The sequence below is a fragment of the Streptomyces sp. NBC_00104 genome (genome assembly GCF_045160825.1).
Taxonomy (GTDB): domain Bacteria; phylum Actinomycetota; class Actinomycetes; order Streptomycetales; family Streptomycetaceae; genus Streptomyces.
Genome location: NZ_CP108215.1, coordinates 6,170,794 through 6,189,548, shown reverse-complemented (window position 1 = coordinate 6,189,548; position 18,755 = coordinate 6,170,794). Strand labels below are relative to the sequence as shown.

General features: G+C 69.7%; 16 protein-coding genes. 10 read left to right on the top strand and 6 right to left on the bottom strand.

Annotation, left to right across the window (positions count from 1 at the left end; genetic code table 11):
* The first annotated feature begins 25 nt into the window (after positions 1 to 25).
* From OG272_RS27285 to OG272_RS27260, 6 genes are all read left to right on the top strand, one after another.
* Positions 26 to 640 (top strand): hypothetical protein, encoded by a 615-nt coding sequence (locus OG272_RS27285; protein ID WP_327728501.1) that lies wholly within the window; start codon positions 26 to 28, stop codon positions 638 to 640.
* Positions 641 to 660: 20 nt separating this feature from the next.
* Complete coding sequence (locus OG272_RS27280; RefSeq protein WP_405895117.1) at positions 661 to 2,865, top strand: hypothetical protein; 2,205 nt, start codon at positions 661 to 663, stop codon at positions 2,863 to 2,865.
* A gap of 51 nt (positions 2,866 to 2,916) precedes the next feature.
* Positions 2,917 to 3,333, top strand: coding sequence for a hypothetical protein (locus OG272_RS27275; RefSeq protein ID WP_327728503.1), 417 nt, complete (start codon positions 2,917 to 2,919; stop codon positions 3,331 to 3,333).
* Positions 3,330 to 4,016 (top strand): hypothetical protein, encoded by a 687-nt coding sequence (locus tag OG272_RS27270; protein ID WP_327728504.1) that lies wholly within the window; start codon positions 3,330 to 3,332, stop codon positions 4,014 to 4,016. Before OG272_RS27275 ends, OG272_RS27270 begins: the two co-directional genes overlap by 4 nt.
* A gap of 127 nt (positions 4,017 to 4,143) precedes the next feature.
* Positions 4,144 to 5,745 carry a WhiB family transcriptional regulator gene (locus OG272_RS27265; RefSeq protein WP_405895116.1) on the top strand — a complete coding sequence of 534 codons (1,602 nt, stop codon included), beginning with the start codon at positions 4,144 to 4,146 and terminating at the stop codon, positions 5,743 to 5,745.
* Between the two features lie 28 nt (positions 5,746 to 5,773).
* Positions 5,774 to 6,055 carry a hypothetical protein gene (locus OG272_RS27260; RefSeq protein ID WP_328223730.1) on the top strand — a complete coding sequence of 94 codons (282 nt, stop codon included), beginning with the start codon at positions 5,774 to 5,776 and terminating at the stop codon, positions 6,053 to 6,055.
* A 189-nt stretch (positions 6,056 to 6,244) separates the two neighbouring features.
* Here the strand turns inward: OG272_RS27260 and OG272_RS27255 are convergent, their stop codons facing one another.
* The 4 genes from OG272_RS27255 to OG272_RS27240 form a co-directional block, all read right to left on the bottom strand.
* Entirely contained in the window at positions 6,245 to 6,550 is a 306-nt protein-coding gene (locus OG272_RS27255; protein WP_327728507.1) for a DUF6406 domain-containing protein, read from the bottom strand.
* Between the two features lie 78 nt (positions 6,551 to 6,628).
* Positions 6,629 to 7,417: a hypothetical protein gene (locus OG272_RS27250; RefSeq protein WP_326579849.1), complete on the bottom strand. Its 789-nt coding sequence runs from the start codon at positions 7,415 to 7,417 to the stop codon at positions 6,629 to 6,631.
* Between the two features lie 285 nt (positions 7,418 to 7,702).
* Positions 7,703 to 7,966: a hypothetical protein gene (locus OG272_RS27245; protein ID WP_405895115.1), complete on the bottom strand. Its 264-nt coding sequence runs from the start codon at positions 7,964 to 7,966 to the stop codon at positions 7,703 to 7,705.
* Positions 7,963 to 8,205 carry a hypothetical protein gene (locus tag OG272_RS27240; RefSeq protein ID WP_405895114.1) on the bottom strand — a complete coding sequence of 81 codons (243 nt, stop codon included), beginning with the start codon at positions 8,203 to 8,205 and terminating at the stop codon, positions 7,963 to 7,965. The genes OG272_RS27245 and OG272_RS27240 overlap by 4 nt, the downstream gene beginning before the upstream one ends.
* 214 nt (positions 8,206 to 8,419) lie before the next feature.
* Between OG272_RS27240 and OG272_RS27235 the strand changes: the two genes are divergently transcribed.
* Complete coding sequence (locus tag OG272_RS27235; protein ID WP_405895113.1) at positions 8,420 to 8,683, top strand: GntR family transcriptional regulator; 264 nt, start codon at positions 8,420 to 8,422, stop codon at positions 8,681 to 8,683.
* Between the two features lie 82 nt (positions 8,684 to 8,765).
* On the opposite strand, the gene OG272_RS27230 is transcribed toward OG272_RS27235, so the two are convergent.
* Positions 8,766 to 9,338: a hypothetical protein gene (locus OG272_RS27230; protein ID WP_405895112.1), complete on the bottom strand. Its 573-nt coding sequence runs from the start codon at positions 9,336 to 9,338 to the stop codon at positions 8,766 to 8,768.
* A 60-nt stretch (positions 9,339 to 9,398) separates the two neighbouring features.
* On the opposite strand from OG272_RS27230, the gene OG272_RS27225 reads away from it, so the two are divergent.
* On the top strand, positions 9,399 to 12,164 hold the full coding sequence (locus tag OG272_RS27225) for a hypothetical protein (RefSeq protein ID WP_405895111.1): 2,766 nt from the start codon (positions 9,399 to 9,401) through the stop codon (positions 12,162 to 12,164).
* 35 nt (positions 12,165 to 12,199) lie between these two features.
* Here the strand turns inward: OG272_RS27225 and OG272_RS27220 are convergent, their stop codons facing one another.
* Positions 12,200 to 12,856, bottom strand: a complete 657-nt coding sequence (locus tag OG272_RS27220; RefSeq protein ID WP_327728511.1) for a Uma2 family endonuclease — start codon at positions 12,854 to 12,856, stop codon at positions 12,200 to 12,202.
* An 811-nt stretch (positions 12,857 to 13,667) separates the two neighbouring features.
* Here OG272_RS27220 and OG272_RS27215 point away from each other — a divergent pair.
* Positions 13,668 to 16,067 (top strand): pectinesterase family protein, encoded by a 2,400-nt coding sequence (locus OG272_RS27215; RefSeq protein WP_405895110.1) that lies wholly within the window; start codon positions 13,668 to 13,670, stop codon positions 16,065 to 16,067.
* A 195-nt stretch (positions 16,068 to 16,262) separates the two neighbouring features.
* On the top strand, positions 16,263 to 18,689 hold the full coding sequence (locus tag OG272_RS27210; RefSeq protein WP_405895109.1) for a PA14 domain-containing protein: 2,427 nt from the start codon (positions 16,263 to 16,265) through the stop codon (positions 18,687 to 18,689).
* Positions 18,690 to 18,755 lie beyond the last annotated feature (66 nt).

The following is an 18,755-nucleotide window of genomic DNA, read 5'->3' as shown; positions in this document are numbered from 1 at the left end:
GATGCCCCCCAGTCGAAGAAGGACCATGCGAATCAAACGAGCACTTACCATCGGCGCCCTCCTCCTGATGTCGGCGTCGGTCACGGCATGCAACGGCGACGACGACAAGAGCCAGTCTTCCGAGAAGGCGAGCGCTGGGGCGGGCAAGGAGGCGGGCGGCGGGGAGACGAGCGGCGAGGAGCCGAGCGGGGGCCTGCCTTCGGCTTCGGACATGGCGTCGATCGAGTACTTCCTCAACCAGTCCGTGGGCTGCTTGGACCTGATGACAGGCAGGGATTACGACAATTCCTCCCTGGCGGAAAGGGAGCCCGCTTGGGGTGACTCGGACATGCTCAAAAATCCTGCATGGGCCATCAAGGAACGCGCTGTCTGCAAGGACAAGTACGACGACATCGTCACGCTGGTCCTGACATCGGACATGAAGCAGTTCCAAACCACCATGAAGGAAAAGGGCTACAGCGGCATTCTGGTCGGCAAGGACTTCGCGGTGGACCCGGACGATGGCCAGACAACCCAGGACCTCAAGACCTCCGGCCTCGTGTACCTGTCGTGCGATCCGGAATTCGAGATCCCCAGCGGTTACAAGCAGGAGCCCGCACTGGTCGACGGATGTCTCCTGACCGACCACTTCCCCTCCTGATCGGCCCCGAAGGACTTCTCATGCTGACCCTCAGCCGGCCCCGCGCCGACCGCCCGGCACGGAGCCGGCCGAGGCGCTCCCTCCTCAAGGCGCTGATCAATGCCGGTGTCGCGGCACGCGCCGCACTGTTCGTGGCACTCGGCGTGATCGCACTCTCGCTCTCCACCCCGCAGTCGGCGAACGCCATCTTCGACACCTGCGACTGGACGTCCGACAGCATCAACCAAAAAGCCGACATGCCGGGCGCCGCGGAGAACATCTTCCCCTCGGTGCAGCAGTGGAGTGGCAAGCGTGAGCTCGTCTCCGGTGCCGTACGCCTGCCAGGCGACCCGGGGGACTACACCGTCTACGAACTCGGCGCCATGCGTGGTCTCAACTGGGCCTCGACCCAGCAGAGTCAGGACCAGGCGAAGGAGGGCGAGCGCGGCGAGAACGCGGACGACGACGACTGCAGCGTCCAGAACGAGATCTACAACTCCATCGCCCAGATGGTGTTCGACCTCAGCAAGTTCATCACCCGCGCCTCGATCAGCATCAAGGAGATCTCCTCCAACCCGAGCCCGCTGGCCGCGCTGTACGAAGGCACCGTCGAGGGCGACAACAGTGTCGTCGACCGTCTGAACGACAACGTGTTCAAGCTGGCCGTACCGACCATGATCATGCTCACCGGGATCTGGGTGTTCGGCAAGTGGCGCAAGGGGGACATGCGTGAGGTCTGGGCGGGTGTGGGATGGGCCGCGTTCGTCGTGATCGCCGTATCGGCCTTCCTGGTCGACAACAACTACACACGCGTGGTCGAGACCGCCGACTCCGGAATCGCCCAAGGTAACGCCGCGTTGACCGAGGCGGTACTGGGCGGCGCGGTGGACGACATCGATCCGCCGTGCGACCTGGCCGCCAACGCGCCGCAACGCGGCATGCGGATATCCAGCTGCGCCATGTACGACACCCTGGCGTTCCGCCCGTGGGCCATCGGCCAGTTCGGCGACCCGGGCAAGAAGCGCATGGAATACAAGGGCTCCGATACCTGCGATTTCGGAGACAAGGCGCGGTGCACCGATCTGCGAGCCAAGCAGGTCAACGTCCAGTCTGTGACGAACTTCGACTACTACAAGGACTGGTCGGGGGTGGACGGCGGTGTCATGAAGCACAAGGAGAACCAGTACGGGGAACTGCGCAACTACATCGCCAAGAACGAGAAGTCCCGCGTGTACGAGCAGTGGAGCGGTCACAAACCCGGTAACCGCATCACCATGGGGATCTACGCGCTCATCGCCTCCCTCATCGTCGGCATCATGGTGGTCGTGCTCAGCGCGCTGACGCTGTTGTGGCACTCGGTCACGCTCATCATGATCATCCTGCTGCCCCTGGTCGCGATCATCTCGATCCATCCGACCCAGCAGAAGCTGCTCAGGGGCTGGTGGCAGACCTTCGTCCACAGTTTCGTCCTGCGCGCCGGATTCGGCGTGATCCTCACCATCCTGCTGCTCTTCTACCAGCTGATCCTGCCGCTGTCGGTCCCGCTGGGCATGCAGCTGCTGATGCTGTTGCTGGTCACGATCTCCGTCGTCATGCTGCTGAAGAACCTGCTGTCCGGGAAGTTCTCGCCGCAGGTCGCCGGGGCGGAGGACGCGCTGGGCGTCGGGGACGCCGCGAACGCGACGTTCAACAAGGCGGCCGCCGTGGCCCCCGGCCTCGCCGTTTCCACGGCCCGTACCACCGGCCGTGTCGCGGGCAGCACCGCCAAGGGCGTGGGCAGGACGGCCGGCAGCACGGCACGCGGTGGCGCCTGGGCCGTGGACAAGGTCTTCGCCAAGGGCAAGTACCGGGACAAGATGCAGCAGAGGGGCTGGCTCGGCCAGTCGAAGCGCGAGCAGCGAAAGGACGCCTACCTGGCGAGGGCGGACGCACGCGATCTCCGCGAGAGCAGGGCCCGGGACAGTGGCGACGGCGCACAGCCGGAACCGGAGGGTCAGACGTCCACCGCCCCCAGGCGCAGCGGGCGCGTCAGCGGCTCAAGTGGCACACAGACCACCACCCAGCCGACGCCCACACCCACACCCACACCCACGCCCGCGCCCGCGCCCGCGCCCGCTGCGACGCCCCCCGCCCCCGCACCGCGGCCCCAGCCGACACCTCCCCGGCCCACACCGGCCGACCCGACCCCGCCGGCAGCGCCGACCCCTCCCCCGCGGGACCCCCGTGGGCCGAGCGGCCGCGTCTGACAAACCGCCGCCGACCATCTGACGCACCGCCCCACACCGAGGAGCCGCCCCATGCCCGCCCTGACCGCCGACCGCACCCCCGACCAACTGGTCGGGGAAACGCAGCGGTTCTTCGGCGTGGACCGGCCCACGGTGGGGGCGGGCGTCCCGGAGGACGAGGGCAAGCGTGCCCACTCATGCGCGGGCTTCGGTGGGCGCCCGCTGTGGTCCGAGGCAGGGCCACGGGTACGTACGGCCCTGGGAAGCCACCCGCGTCCGGCCTCGACCGCGCCGGGGCAGCCAGCGACCCGGGTCGAGCACACGGACCCGTACGGGAACGGCATGTGGGACGCCCTGCCCTGCGTCAACCCGCCGACGAAGCAGGTCGCCACCCTTGACGGGCACGACGCTCCCGCGACGCCCCCGCAATCCCATCCAGCCTTTGCGCAGTCGCGCGACGCGGGCGTGGAGGTGTGCCCCAACCCATGAGCCGCGCTCCGCTCCCTCCCCGCCCCGAGGCCAGTGCCACCCGACAGGCGCGGACCTCCGCCACCGGCACCACCTCCAGGGCGCGGTCCCTCCTCCGTCTCGTCCGCCAGGACAAGAACGACCCCTGGGCCGTCCGCCTCCTCCCCCGCATCGTGTTCGCCTTGGCCGCCGCCTACACCCTGTTCGCGATCGCCTCGCAGAGCGGCTCATCCTTCGTGATGGTCTGCGCCGTGCTGCTGCTCGGCGGAGCCGTCTGGCTGCTCCGCCGCCGCACCCAACTCCTCCTCGCCCTCGCCTCGACGATCCTCGCCACCGCCTTCACCGGCTACTTCTCGGCGGTGGGTGAATCGGCCCGGATGACCACGAGTACGGCCGTCACCGGAACCGCAGCGTTCGGGTACTGGGCCCTGGCCGGAATGGCCTTGCTCGGCGCCTGGATGGTGAAGGAGCACCCGGGCCGGCGCGGGGTCACGGTCGTGATCGCCGATGTGATCCTGGTCATCGGCTCGCTCATCGGCATGTTCGTGCCGGAGGCGGGTGTGCCGATCGGATTCCTCGGCGTGTTCGCGGTGCTCGCGGTACGCGGCTCGGGTGCGAAGGCCGTGCGGGCCAGGTTCAACAGGGTTCGGCAGGTCATCGGCCGGGTACGTCGGCGCGACTCCCGGGAAACGGCGGACAGTTGAGGCTCTTGTGAATGGTTCGTCGCGGCACTGTTCGTTTCCGGCCAGTACTTTGCACATGCGTTGCACCAGTTTGACAATTTGTTCTAGAGTCCCCCGCGATCACAGATCATCACGGGGGATATTACTCATGCGTATGGCGAGCCATACGACGCTGGCCAGGCTGCCCGCCCGACCTGCCCACAAGGCGGTCGTACGGGAAGCCCACATACCCGACGCGGCCCTGCCGTGCCGGCGTCGGCCGGACGTCTTCCAGCACCCGCTTCTGGACAACTCGGAGAACCCGCACGGCCTTTACGGCCCCGAAGGTACAGCGGCAGCCGCAGTCACGGGCGTCTCGCCCGACCAGCGCCGGCAGTACCTCGTCCTGCTCCGCACCGCCCGCGACCTGTGCGCCTCCTGCCCGCTCTGGGCGGAATGCCTGCAGGATGCCGTCGCGTACGCCGAGCCGTACGCCTACACGGCGGCCACCACCCGGGAGGACCGGCGTGCGCTGCGCCGCATGCTCGACATCGGCGACGAGAACGGCGACCTGCCGGCCCACGCCGCGGTCCGCTTCGACTCCGGCTCCGTACCCCGGCGGCTGACCCGGCTCAGGTCTCGCGCCGACGACTCCTCGGCGACGCACTCCGGAGCCCGCCGCCCGCTCGCACCGGACCTTCCCGAACTGGAGCGGATCCTGGATGCGTTCGATCTGCTTCAAGCTCAACTCGCCCATGATCAGGGTGCGTTGAGGGAGCAGGCGCGGCGCGCCGCGTTGACACCGCAGTTGCACTCGCACATCGACCCACAGACAACTCACAGACAGGCGCCCGGACCGGGTGCGTCGTCGCACATGCCCGGACCGTCGAACGACAGGAGCGAGGAACCCATGGCAGCGGCCGAGGCCGGGCAACGGATCACCTTCTCGTACGAGGATCCCGCCCTGGCCGTACGGCAGGCCGTGCTCGGCCCGCTGGTGCGCTCCGCCCTCCCCGCGCTCACCAGCCTCGAACAGCTCGTCGCCCTGCTGACGTGCATGCCCGGCGGCGCGGACACGGCCCCCGAATCCCCGCGGAACCTCCCGGCCGTACGGGAGGCCGTCGAGTCGCTGCTCCCGGACGGCGCCGACGCCCCCGAGGACGCCGAGGGCGCACCCCTTCCTCCCGGGCGCCCGCTCACCGGCTCCGTCTCCGTCGAACTCGCCACCACCGACCCGGTGGCCGCGCTGCGCCGCGACTTCCTGGAGCCGCTGCTGCGCGAACTGGCCGCCACCCTGGGGAACATAGAGAAGGTCGCCACCATGCTGGCGGCCACCTCGGACGACGCAGGCGATGCCCCCCTGGAGACCATCCGCACGGCCCTGCGTGAGATCCACGACCGCCTCCCACGATCCGTCACCCCCACGCCCCGCCCGGCGGCCCACCCCCTGCACGCCGACCACCCGGCCGTGGGCACAGGAGCGGGACCCGCGCGCCGGACCCCCTCCGCCCCCAGCATCCGCGCCGCCGTCGAGAAGGCCGTGGCCACCTTCCCCGGCGCGTTCTCAGCCCGCGACGTGCTGCGCGCACTGCCCGCGGGCGTCTACGGCGACCCGTCGAAGACCATCAGCAACGTCCTGTCCGCACTGGTGAAGTCGGGCCGCCTGCAACGGCTTTCGCGCGGCACGTACGCTCGCGTCCTGGACGTCCTGAACGCCGAGGACATCGACGACACCCTCCTCCCCGAGCGGGGAGAGGCGAAGAGCGCCTGACCCGAGCCGGAAGGAACCCCCGACCCCGATGACCGAACCGATGCCGAGCCAGGGTCCGCCCCCGCCCGCCGCGAACCCCCACGCCTCGGACGCCCAGGTGCACGTCTTCTCCCCCAACGCCGGCCTCATCGACGGCGTCCCCGTCACCGCCCCGCCCTACGGCGACATCCAGGACGTCGTCCTGTCGATCCTCCAGCAGCGCGCCCAGCAACTCGGCGCCCCCACCCCGGCGACGATCACGGACAACCGCTACGGCGGCGCCATCCGCCTGCTGATCCACCCGGACGGGACGACGGAACAGCTGGACTGAGGTCCGGCGGCTCCGGAACGGACGGGCGTCGCGGAGGGAACCTGCCCTGAAGGTGATGCCCGGCGCCGAGTTCTGGCGTCGGGGGTCCGCCGGCCCGTCCGGGGAGTCGAGCGGCGAAGGCACCGTCCGCGCCTCGGCGACGGGTGCCATGTCACGCCGCTCCGACCGATGCCCGAACGGCCCCGCCGCTCACTCCACCCGGGAGAGAACGACCGTCCAGTCGCCCGTCGGGGAGTAGAGGTTTTCGATACGGTCAAGCTTCCACTGCTGCTCCTGGACCGGGAAAACGTCTCCCGCTGTCAGCGAGTGGCGCGCCTCCTCACCGGCGGATTCGACGGCGAGCCGGACCGTCGTGGCCTGTCCCGGAGGTGCGTGGACATGGGTGACGCTGAAACTCCCGATAGGCCTGTTCGCCTGCGTGTTGGGCGCGAGCGCGATTTCCTGAGTCGCCATTTCGGTCACTTCGTCCCGTCGTCCCGTCGTCCCGTCGTCCAACCGGACTCCAGGTCGGCATTTCTCCCTAGGTCGAGCCCTGCGATGCAGAGGCCCTGCACACGCTGCCGGAAGCGACCCCTAACGGGCCAACGCCGTCCGCAAGTTCATCCCGTACTTCGTGCGCAGACGTCGTATCTCCCACACGGACAGTGCCGTCACCGACAGCGGCCCGCCGAGCAGGAAGGAGTACAGCACGGCCGGCGGAGCCGCGACGTCGGGGCCGTCGGAGAGGCTGATGAAGAACAACGACCAGACCAGCAGCGGTGAGAGGAGTCCGGGCAGCAGCTCGTGCACATCACCGACGCGGAAGCACGAGTTCAGCGCCTTGAACGTGGTCATCAAAGTGAAGAACGCGGCGGCGAGCATCAGGAGGAAATAGGCGATGGGAGCGACGAACGCCAGCAGGCCGAGCGCCACCCCGACCATCAAGGTACCGGTCCCCGTTTCGGAACTTCTGGATTCGTAGTAACGGGAATTGAGGTCATCGAAGGAAAGGATGTTGCCGTGCACCGCCTGGAGCATGAGCCAGAACATGCCCATCTCCAGGGCTATTACGCCAAGCACTGCCAGCGGACTCACAAGGCGACGTGCGTACACGCGGCGCAGCGGCGGGCGCGCCGCGAGGATGAAGACCGTGATCCCGACGGCTCCGGCGGTCACCAGAACGGCACAGCCGATCATCAGGTTCTCCACCTTGCCCAGGACGAAGTCCTCTCGGCCCTTCCGCATCGGGTAGACCATCACCAGCCAGACGCCGGCCAGCAGCCCCAGAATGGTCCGGGCCTGCTGGAGCCGGTCGATGACGGGGTCCGCGATGCGGTCGGGGCGGATCGGGGTGGCCCACAACGCCGGGGCAGAGATCGCCATGCGGACGAGTCCCCGCGTCCTCAAGCCAGTGCTCACGTGTGTCCTCCCCCGAGTCGGCCCAAACTGCCGCAGGTACGCGCGACGCCACCCGACCCTATTCGATCATGGCCACGTCATACATCTGGGGCTGTCCACGGGCACCGCTCACCGTGCGGCGGTTCGGACAAACGCTCGCCGAGACACGGCGGAGGATCGAGCGGTGGGTGCCCAGGAGGAACCCCTAACCACCCACCGCCGTTACGGCCCTACGGCCCTACGGCCCTACGGCCCCACGCTCCTCCGCCATCACCCCCCGTCCATGTCCGCGGTCATCATGCCGACGCATTCTTCGAGCGCCGCGTACAACGCCGGTACGAAGGCGGCGAGCTCGGCGTCCGATGCCTTCCCTGCCTCCAGTACCGCACCCACGACCGTCACCAGCACGGCGGCGGCCTTCAACGCCTGTGCGCCGGCCAGCACTTCGAGGAGACCACCGGGGCGCGTGTCCGCGAAGGCCTCCCGGCCGGTCGCCTGGTCCACGCCGAGGCTACGGAGACGCGGCCCGCTCATACGGCGGCCTCCCAGGGGCAGTAGTCCTGGCCCAGCGTCGCCAGGACGGCCGCTCGACGCCGCGCCCGCTGCAGGCGCCGACGATCGAGTTCGTCCCGCTCGCGCTCCCACACGACGACGTACGGCCGGACCAGGGGCGACCCATCGACCCTGATGATGTCGCCGAGGAACGGACACGGAGGTGCAGGCCGGTGGGATGGCCCGGCCGGGCCGGAGGGGACGGGTGCAGAGGGTGCCATGACCGCGCGGTGCGCTCCGCGACCAGGCAGGAAAAGACTCAGGACCGCGGCCAGTAGGCTGCGCATAGGTCGACTCCTATCAGTCGGCTCAGGCCCCGACACGGAAGTAGCCGCTTCCCGTCGGGGCCGCTGTACGTGCGGAGTCCACCATACCCGTGGATAACCGCAGATAACCACGGATGCACGGAATGCCATGGTCACCCACGCTGAGCCCATGGATCTTGACCGTACGCGCCCACTGTGGCGGCAGATCGCAGCGGAGATCATCCGGCGCATCGAGGACGGCACATACCCACCGGGAAGCCGCGTGCCGTCCACTCTGGAGATCGCCCAGGAGTTCGGCGTGGTGAACGCGACGGCGGCAAAGGCCATGCGGCATGTCCGGGAGCAGGGCTGGACGCGGGGCGAAGTCGGGCTGGGGACGTTCGTGGCCGACACCCTGCCGCCCTCCTCCGAAGTCCCCCGGCCCCCGGCTTAGCCGGGCACGGCCCGGTTCACGGGCGACATGCCCGGACAGGACGTCCAGGTTCACGTCTTCCCTCCCTGACGGAGGCGACCGGTCAGGCTCCGGGTCCGGTGCCACCGGGTGGGGTGCTGTGCTTGTCGATGTTCGCGAGCACCGCGCGGGCGTTCGCGATGTTCATCTCGAGAATCTCCCGCTCGAAGTCACGCGGCTCGCGCCGGTAGCGGGCCTTGCCCACTTCGGAGACGAAGGCACTGGCCGGAACGGCATTCTCCCCCGGGGGAATGAACTTGGGGATCTCCTCGAATGCCGCGACGGTGTAGGCCACCGCGCCCCGCATTTTGTGATGCTCCGACTTCGGTGTGTTGAGGATCTGGATTCCGGCGGACTCGGAGATACGGAAGGCGACCTCGGCGAATTCCCCGGGATCGATGATCTGCGACGGCTCCGCACCACCGAACGCCGGCGCGGGCGGCGGAATATCCGCAGTCATACGGAAGGTGAAGCGACGCGTCGTGTCGCACTGCGCGCACGCACCCTCGTACACCGCGACCAGATCGTCACCGTGCAGTTCCAGCCGGTGTTGGCGGTCGAACTCGCCGGATCCACAGTCGCAGCCATGCAGGTCCATGTACAGATGTGCTTCGGCCGATGAGCGCGCTGTCAACATGACATGATCCTAAAGGTTGTTCGGCGCATTCGTCTGAGCGAAGACGGGGAGGAACATCACGTGGACACGACGGTCACCGACGCTCAGTGGCGAGCCCAGCAGGCGACGCTGATCGCGACAGTGAAGCGTGAGCTGCGCACGGTGACGTCCGTCGTCCTCGGCGAGCGATTCAGGTCGATCGACGAGAGACTGTCGGAGGACGGAAGAGAGCACTTCGCCCTGCAGGACACCCAGGGCGGCTCGGCGAATCTCTGGCTGGACGCCATTCCCATGGTGTCGGGAATGATCGCCAACACGATGACGAACACGACGACGGATCAGTACGTCGTGCAGATATCCGACCGCCTTCCCAGCGAATTCCTGACCCGTGTCCTCGCGCACGAGGTGGGTGAACTCATCGCCGCGCGCGACCGGTCGAGCCAGGGGCTGGCACCGATACGCGAGAACCTCCTGAACCAGGAGGCAGACATAGGCGACCGGCGAGAACTGTCGAGCCAGGACCATGGACGCATCGCTGAGCTGAACTGGCTCGCCGCCCGCGCTTCCGCCGCGGAACTTCCGGAGCCCCAGCGGACCGAGGCACGTGCCGACCTCTCGGCTCTGATCGACCAGTGCGGTATGCGGCCGGTGTCCACGACGGCCGAGACAGAGTCGTACGAAGCCGAATCGGAAGCAGCCGACACCCGACGCTATGTGTCGTGGGACTTTTTCTCCTACGAGGCCAAGCACCTGGTCGCCACCCTCGCCCGCCCCATAGAACACCTCGACCCCACCGACGCCGCCGTCCTCCAGGCCTCCCGCGACGCCGCCCTACGCGCCGAGCGCCAGGTCGAAGCCTTCATCGGCCGGCGCGAAGTCACCATGCCCATGCCCGGCTACGACCAGAACGGGCTCCCCCTCCCCCGCGATCAGCTGGAGGCGGCGGCCTCGCAGTGGGCCGAGTACCGCGCCCAGGTCAGCGCACGCACCGCGCAGGCGGTCGAAGGACACCTCGCGCAGGGGCAGTTCCCGTCGCGCCGCGTGGTGATCGGCGGCGGGGCGAGCCTGACCGGCCGGGACCCGGACGCGCTGTTGATCGACGGGGCGGGCCGGTGGCATCTGGACCCCGGCCGGGGCATCGTGCAGTCGGCGGACCAGGACCGGGACCTCGCCGAGTGGATGGGCGTCGACCCGCACTCCACGGTCGAGAGGCCCGGAGACCGGCTGCCCATCCACGCCGTACGGGTCTGGGAGGACCAACTCGCCACCCGGGGCGACGTGGTGAACGGCCACGCCCGGCTGCGGCTCGGCCGCAACGGCGAACTCCTCACCGAGATACAACGGTTGGGCGAGGACGGCAAGGAGGCCGCACCTCCGCTGTGGGTAGCGTGCCAGGGCACCCCGAGCATCGCGACCGGTCTGACCCCGGAGGTCGTGCCCGGCATGCCACGAGGGGACTTCGCCGTGGAGAGCCGCGCCGAGGCCGTACGCCTGATCGGTGACCGGCTGCGGGAACTGGAGGGGCAGGGTCTGACCGGCGCGGGCGAGATGCGCGCCTGGCTGACCCAGGCCGAACGGGGCGGCGCGGATGCCCGTACCGTGCTCGGCGCCCTGAAGTCCTCGCCGCTGATGGACGCCCTCACGGCCGGCCTTGGCCCCGACAAGGCCCGCATCGGCAACTGCTTCGGCGCCCTCGACTCGACGGCGAAATGGGAGTCGGCCCGCAATGAGGCTCCCGGACGGGTGCTGCTCGGCGACGAGGTCGCCGAGAACCGCTTCGACGCGCACCAGGCCGAGCACTGGGTCGTCGCGGGCTCCGGCGGCACCGGAGTCGCCAACGCGGAGATCATCCTGACGCAGAACCTCGATGCCCGCGTCACGATCATCGGCTCGCCGCCGCCACCGGCGCTGGAGCACCAGGTCCAGTTCCCGGAGATGCAGAAGAAGTACGGCGAGGGCGGTGAAGGGCGCCTGACCTTCATCCAGGCACGGGTCGGCGCCATCGAGACCTACTTCGACGAGCAGAAGCGCAAGACCTGCTTCCAGATCCCGTACGTCGATGGAGCAGGGGAGAACGAGCGGCAGCAGGTGCTCCGGGCCGACGGCTACGTCACCAGCCTCGGCCGCACCAACCCCCTCCCGCCCGCCCTCCAGGTCCTCGCGAACGAGGTACGGGACCGGGGCGGGGAGATCTCCGGGGCCCTGCAGTTCGACAAGGACGACCAGTACATCGGCTACGGCCTCACCTTCACCGTGGGCGACAAGGAACACCAGGTCGACGTGGACGGCGCCGCCTCCTGGCAGCTGCCGCGCGAGATCTTCGCCCCGGAGTCGGGCCTCCAACGGCAGTTGAACACGATGGGCGCCCGAGGCCTGCCCGCCGAGACCGGCAACGCCGCTCCCGGCTTCGCCCCGATCGCCCGTCAGAGCGCCCTGCGCGCCCGGGCCGTCGCGGCGGCCGAGGCGGGCGACGTGAACGCCATACGCCGCCTGTCGGCCGTCCCGGCACGCTGGCAGCGCCCGGAACGGGGCCCGGAGACACGGACAGAAGCAGGAACGGGCACGGAACCACCGGGCGCAGGCCCCGGAAACACCATCCCCCTCCGGGAGAAGGTGCCCCTTTCGGAACACGCCCCACCACGGGCAAAGGCCGCCGAGGCAGAGCAGGATGCGACACCGCCCGCCACGCCCAAGCCCGCACCCGACAAAGGCGTACCCGGTTCGGATCTGTGGCAGTTGGGCGTGCCCCAGGGCCGCCCAAGCCGACCGCCCGGCCCCAGACAGCAGCCGCATCAACCGCCGCCGGGCCACCAACGACCGGAGCCGGGGCTCGGCATGGGCGACTGACGGCCCGCGCGCCTCGACTCCGCTTCAGCCTCGCTTCAGCCCCGCTTCGGCCCCGTGACCGCCTCACCGATGACGAAGCCCTTGGCGGGCCCTTCGGGGATGACGACCTCGGTGCCGTAGGGCACGCGGTGGATGTCCTCCCAGTCGGCCTCGTCGAGGCGGGGCTTGGTGAAGAGCGTGACGGCACCCCCACCGTCGTAGTCGTCGATGATGACGTACACCGGAATGCCCGCACGGGCGTACTCGCGGCGCTTCTTCAGGCGGTCGCGGTCTTGATTGCGCTTGCCGGGCGAGACGACCTCGGCAATAAGCCGAACAGCCGACGCGACGATACCGAGGCCGTCAGCTGTCACGAACCGCTCGATGTCCCTGGGCACGACGAACACATCAGGCACCCATGCGCGGCCTTCGTGGATGATGTTCCCGTCCTGTCTCGCGGCGAAGTCCCCGCCTCTCAGATGGTCGGCCAGGTCGTCCCGGAAGAGGTTGGCGGTCTGGCTGTGCGAGTGACGTCCAGTGGGCGACAACTCGATGGCTCCCTCGATGATCTCGGCGTGGTAGCCCTCGGGGAGTTCGATGGCCTTCCATGCCTGCCACACGACCTCGTCCAGCTCGGAAAGGGACGAGACGGGCGCGGACTCGGTCCTGATCTCAGGCATGGCCTCCGGCCTCTCGTGCATGAGCGCGGTCATGGTGTGGAACCTCCTCTCAAGTGTGGGCTTGGCGTGCCCAGGGCACAAGCAACATCGTCACGCTAGGCGCCCATACGGGCTCACCTGCGGAAACGTCCTCAGTTCACTCAAACTGGTGACGCAGGAACGACTCTCCCAGGAAGCCCCGACTCGAACCACACCCCCCTTCGCGAACCGCCCGCCCGCCCCTCCGCGCCCCCACCCGTCCGCCACCTCGCCCACCAGGGCCGGCCCCCCGCCCCCAGCAGGCGGCACCCCCGTTCGCCGACCGCACCAGGCATCGTGGTGCTCGAATACCCCTCCGGAGTCCAGTACTTGAGCGACCGCGACAGCCACGCCCCATACGCGGCGCTGTTCGACGGCCTCACCACGTACGCCTCGTACGCCCTCTCCCCCCGTCGACGCCTCGTCGGCCGCGGACGCGCACTCCGTGAAGGACTCGCCGACTCTCATCCAGCACGTGCTGCAACCCTCTGAGGAGGTCCGAATGCCTGAACACACCTGCCAGAAGTCGACGTTCAGCGACGGCCCCCAAGGCAACTGCCCCTACATAGCCACCGCCGGACGGTAGCGGGCCGTCGCGCTTCCCGGCTCCCGGCCGGTCACGCCCGCGCCCCGCTCCCTTCTCACCATCCGGGCCCCTGGTTCCCACCCAACAGCCTCATCCCTTATCCTCCCCGCACGCACACAGCTCCCTCAGCAGCCCCACCTGCGCTGTTGCACCTCATCTCTCACATCCCCATGCCGACGTCGTTCGTCGTTCGTCGTTCGTCGTTCGTCCTGTCTCCATGGGCCGAAAGGGTTGCCACTGATGACCGAGGGTTCCTCTCCCCGGCCGGTGCGACACCGTCGCCGTCGCGGCCGTGGTCGTCTGCGCACCACCGCCGTCGCCACCGCGATCGCCGCCACCACCGGCACCGTCTACGCCCTGACCGCCGAAGCGGCCGTGACCTGCAACTCCCCCACGTTCAAGCGGCAGTTGTACGCGAACACCACCTTCTCCGGTACGCCGAGGAAGACGGACTGCGACGCGAGGATCAGCGAGAACTGGGGGACGTCGGCGCCGGCCAAGTCGCTGCCGGCGAACAACTTCGGCGTCCGCTGGACCCTCACCCGGGACTTCGGCTCGGGCGGCCCCTTCACCCTCACCGTCACCGCCCGCGACGGCATCCGCGTCTACGTGGACGGCGAACGCGAGGTGAGTATCTGGAAGAACGTGTCCTCCACCCGGCGGAAGACCGTCGACCTCACCATCCCGTCCGGCCAGCACACCCTCCGCGTCGACTACGTCAACTGGACCGGCGCGGCGAACGTCTCCTTCGCCTACGCCCCCCGCACCCCCGCGACCGTCGACAAGACCGCCCCCCTGACGCCCGCGAGCCCGAAGGTGTCGTACGACGAGAGCAGTGGGCACGCCAAGCTCACCTGGCCGGCCAACAAGGAGATGGACCTCGCCGGTTACCGCGTCTACCGGCGGCCGCAGGGCGGCGAGTTCGGGACCACCCCGCTCGCCACGACCACGGCCAGCGCCACCTCCCCCTCGTACACCGACACCACCCTCCCCAAGACCGGCGACACGTACGAGTACCAGCTCCGCGCCCACGACAAGGCCGGCAACACCTCCACCGGCTCGGCCGCCAAGCCCGTCACCACCGTCGACGAGACCGCCCCCGCCCTGCCGTACGACCTCGCCGTCGCCGACGCCACCGACGGCAACAGGCTGACCTGGAAGGGCGACGGCGAAGCCGAGAGCCACCTCGTCTACCGGGCGACGGCCGCCGACGGGACCTACGCCAAGATCGGTTCCTCCCTCGGGACCTCCTTCTACGACGACACCGCCGCCGAGAAGTCGACGTACCACTACGCGATCGCGTCCGTCGACACCGCGGGCAACGTCAGCGAGCGCACCGCCCCCGTCGTCTCCACCCGCGCCGACCGCACCGCCCCGGCCGCGCCCACCGGCCTGGCCGCCGAGGGCACCGCCGACGGCAACCTGCTGACCTGGACGGCCAACGCGGACGACGCCACGGCCTACCAGATATTCGTCAGGCGCCCCGGCGCCACCGCCTTCGCCTACCTCGACTCCGCCACGGGCGGCGCCACCACCGGCCACCTCGACACCTCCGCCACCCCCGGCACCGAGTCCGCCTACCTCCTCCGTGCCGTCGACGAGGCGGGCAACGTCTCCGCCGACTCGGCCCCCGCGTCCGCGACCCGGCCGCACAAGGTCGCCCCCGTCCCGGGCGCCGACGCGGTCGTGGACGCGGACGGCGACGGGGACCACACGAGCGTGCAGGCGGCACTGGACGCGCTCGGCGCGGGCACGGCCGCCGACCCGAAGGTCATCCAGGTGAACCCGGGGACGTACAGGGAACTGGTCCAGGTCACCAACAAGTACGTCCGGCTCGTCGGGGCCGGCGACGACCCGTCCCAGACCGTCATCACGTACGACAACGCCGCCGGCACCCCGACCGCCGACGGCACCGGCACGCTGGGCACGCAGAACAGCCGGACCATGTACGTGAAGGGCTCGGACTTCCTGGCCCGCAACCTCACCGTCGAGAACTCCTTCGACGAGGCGGCCCACAGCTACGCGAGCGAGCAGGCCGTCGCGCTGCTCACCCAGGCCGACCGGCTCGTCTTCGACAACGTCCGCTTCCTCGGAAACCAGGACACGCTCTTCCTGAAGTCGACGACGACCACGACCCCCAACCGGGTCTACTTCACCGACTCGTACGTCGAGGGTGACGTCGACTTCGTCTGCGGCTACGCCACCGCCGTCTTCGACACCTCCACCTTCAAGCTCCTCAGCCGGGGCTCGAACAGCAACAACGGCTATGTGGCCGCCCCGTCGACGGACGCCTCCACCACCTACGGCTTCCTGATCACCGACTCGACGCTGACCAGCGACGCCCCCGTCGGCACGTTCCACCTCGGCCGTCCCTGGGTCACCGCCTTCGGCGGCGCGAAGGGCAGCCTGGTGATCCGTGACTCGTCCCTCCCGGCGGCGATCAAGGCCGCGCCCTACCAGGACTGGACCTCCGGCTCCACGACGTACCCCTGGAAGGACTCCTTCTTCCGCGAGTACGCCAACACCGGTGCGGGATCGGTCGCCTCGGCCACGGCGGACCGCCCGCAGCTCACCGCCGAGGAGGCCGCCTCGTACGAGAAGGCCGACTACCTGGGGGACTGGGCACCGGTCATGGACTGACCCGTACAACCAAACCCCCACCCCGACGGTCTGATCGTCGGCGGCACACGTCCCCGGCCGCCGACGATCAGACAGGCACCAGCCCGGGCACAAACATCGGCCCGGCACAGACACCAGCCCGGGCCCAGACATCGGCCCGGCACAGACACCAGCCCGGGCACAGGCATCAGCAGCCCAGGACCTCCGAGGACCTCAGTGACCCCACCCAGACGTACGACGGCCGCCACCGCGGCCGTCGTCGTGCTCGCGACCGCCGGCGGTCTGCTCGCCGCGACCGCCGCACCCGCGTCCGCCGCCGTGACGTGCGCCTCGCCCGTCTTCAAGCGGCAGTTCTTCGCGAACACCTCCTTCTCCGGTACGCCGAAGAAGACGGACTGCGACAGCGCCGTCGACCAGAACTGGGGCACCGGCGCGCCCGCCACCGGCCTGCCGTCCAACAACTTCGGCGTCCGCTGGACCGTCACCCGCGACTTCGGCTCCGGCGGCCCCTTCACGCTCTCCGTCTCCGGCCTGGACGGCATCCGCGTCCATCTGGACCCGGGCACGACCGACGCCCGCAAGATCAGCCTCTGGAAGAACGGCACGTCGACCGTCTCCAAGACCGTCAACGTCACCATCCCCTCCGGCAAGCACACCCTCCGCGTCGACTACGTCAACTGGACCGGATCCGCCAAGGTCGAGTTCGCCTACGCCCCCCGGACCTCGGCCACGGTCGACAAGACCAAGCCGCTCGCCCCGGCCGCCGCGGAGGCGACGTACGACAGCGCGACGGGCAAGGCCAAGCTGACCTGGTCCGCCAACAAGGAGATGGACCTCGCGGGCTACCGGGTCTACCGGCGGCTGAAGAGCGACTCCTTCGGGGCCAAGGCCCTCTCCACGGTCGCGTCCGCCACCACCTCGTACACCGACACCCCGCCGCCGACCGGAGGGACGTACGCCTACGAGGTCCGCGCCTACGACAAGGCCGGCAACACCTCCACAGGGTCGGCGGACCAGAGTGTCACCACCGTGGACAGGACCCCGCCCGCCGCACCGTTCCTGGAGATGGACGTGTGCCCGGACGACCAGCCCTACTCCGCGCCGGAGCTGGTCACCACCGCCGCGAACGCCGCCGACATCGCGTGGTACGAGCTGCAGCGGCTGGACTCCGGCACCTGGAAGACCGTGCACACCGGCGCCAAGGGCGCGGCCTGCGACACCGGCCACCCCGCCGACGGCAGCAAGGTCACCTACCGGGGCCGCGCCCGGGACGCCGCCGGGAACTGGTCCGTGTACTCGGCGGCCACCACGTTCACCACGTTCGACATGACCCCGTCGGCGACCGCCGCCGACGCCCGGCTGGACTACCGCTCGGGCGTCCCGCACCTGGTGTGGTCGGCCGTCGACGGGGCCGCGAGGTACGAGCTCCTGCAGTACGACCCGGCGACCGGCGGCTGGCTCGACGCGCTGCCCGGCGCCGTCGGCACCACCACGCAGACCGACGTCGTGCCGCGCCAGCTGCTCGCCGCCGCCGACTCCTACCGGTACGCGGTGCGCACCCAGGACACGAAGGGCAACGCCTCCGCGCCGGTGGAGGTCACCCTGAGGATGGCGGACCGGCCGGAGGCGATCGCGCCGTACGAGACCACGGCGACCCGCTCCGGTGAGGGCGTGTACGTCTCCTGGGCGAGCGCCGACCCGTGGACCCACGACACCGCCCCGCTGCTCACGTACCGGATCGAGCGGACCGACCCGGCGACCGGCGAGACCGTCGTCGTGGACAAGTGCAAGCCGGGCAGCTCTTCCGACGGGCCGCTGACGGATCCCACCGTGGACTGGTGGTGGGCGGGCGACGACGCCCCGTCGTACGCCGGCCGCCAGGTGCTGCGCGGCAGCTGCCACGACGTCTCCGGCGCCTCCGAGACGAGGTACGAGTACCGGGTCGTGACCGTCGATCCCCACGGGCATGCCTCGCGGCCCGGCCCGGCGGCCACCGAGACCACCCCGGACACCAAGCGCCCGGACCCGGTCCAGGACCTGACCGCCGAACAGATCCCGCTCGGCGTGCGCCTGTCCTGGACGCCGCCCGCCGACGACGACGTCCTCACGTACTACGTGTGGCAGGGCGTCACCGACCCGGACACCGGCGAAACCGTCTGGAAGCGGAACTGCTGGAAGGGCGATTCGCTCGCCGAGACCGAGATCCTCTGCCCGACCGTTCCCGACGGCGCGACCCACGTCTACCGGGTGGCCGCCACCGACGCCCTCTACGACGAGGGCCCGGAGTTCTTCCACACGGCCGACGTCTCCGTCACCCTGCCCGACACCCGTCCGCCCGGCTGGACGGGCACCGAGATCATCGACGACAGCTACCCGAACCTCTACGTCGGCTGCTCCGCGAGCTCCGGCCTCGGCGACTGTGCCCGGTTCACGGGCTACCGCGTCGAGCGCTGGGACCCGGTCTCGGCCGCCTACGTCACCCTGACCGAGGGGACGGCGGGCGACGCCACGTTCTCCATGGACACCACGGTCCACGAGGACGAACGCGGCCTGTACTACTACCGCGTCGTCCGCCTGGACTCCACCGGCGCCGAGGCCGCGGTCACGTCGCGGGCGTACGGCATCTGGGAGTCCTGGTTCTGAGCCCTCCGCCTCACACACGAAAGGGGCCCGGTGGTTCGGAGACGAACCACCGGGCCCCTTTCGCGC

Coding starts and splice junctions, on each gene's coding strand:
- OG272_RS27285 (WP_327728501.1), top strand. CDS start 26: ATGCGAATCAAACGAGCACTTACCATCGGCGCCCTCCTCCTGATGTCG.
- OG272_RS27280 (WP_405895117.1), top strand. CDS start 661: ATGCTGACCCTCAGCCGGCCCCGCGCCGACCGCCCGGCACGGAGCCGG.
- OG272_RS27275 (WP_327728503.1), top strand. CDS start 2,917: ATGCCCGCCCTGACCGCCGACCGCACCCCCGACCAACTGGTCGGGGAA.
- OG272_RS27270 (WP_327728504.1), top strand. CDS start 3,330: ATGAGCCGCGCTCCGCTCCCTCCCCGCCCCGAGGCCAGTGCCACCCGA.
- OG272_RS27265 (WP_405895116.1), top strand. CDS start 4,144: ATGCGTATGGCGAGCCATACGACGCTGGCCAGGCTGCCCGCCCGACCT.
- OG272_RS27260 (WP_328223730.1), top strand. CDS start 5,774: ATGACCGAACCGATGCCGAGCCAGGGTCCGCCCCCGCCCGCCGCGAAC.
- OG272_RS27250 (WP_326579849.1), bottom strand. CDS start 7,417: ATGGCGATCTCTGCCCCGGCGTTGTGGGCCACCCCGATCCGCCCCGAC.
- OG272_RS27245 (WP_405895115.1), bottom strand. CDS start 7,966: ATGAGCGGGCCGCGTCTCCGTAGCCTCGGCGTGGACCAGGCGACCGGC.
- OG272_RS27240 (WP_405895114.1), bottom strand. CDS start 8,205: ATGGCACCCTCTGCACCCGTCCCCTCCGGCCCGGCCGGGCCATCCCAC.
- OG272_RS27235 (WP_405895113.1), top strand. CDS start 8,420: ATGGATCTTGACCGTACGCGCCCACTGTGGCGGCAGATCGCAGCGGAG.
- OG272_RS27230 (WP_405895112.1), bottom strand. CDS start 9,338: ATGTTGACAGCGCGCTCATCGGCCGAAGCACATCTGTACATGGACCTG.
- OG272_RS27220 (WP_327728511.1), bottom strand. CDS start 12,856: ATGACCGCGCTCATGCACGAGAGGCCGGAGGCCATGCCTGAGATCAGG.
- OG272_RS27215 (WP_405895110.1), top strand. CDS start 13,668: ATGACCGAGGGTTCCTCTCCCCGGCCGGTGCGACACCGTCGCCGTCGC.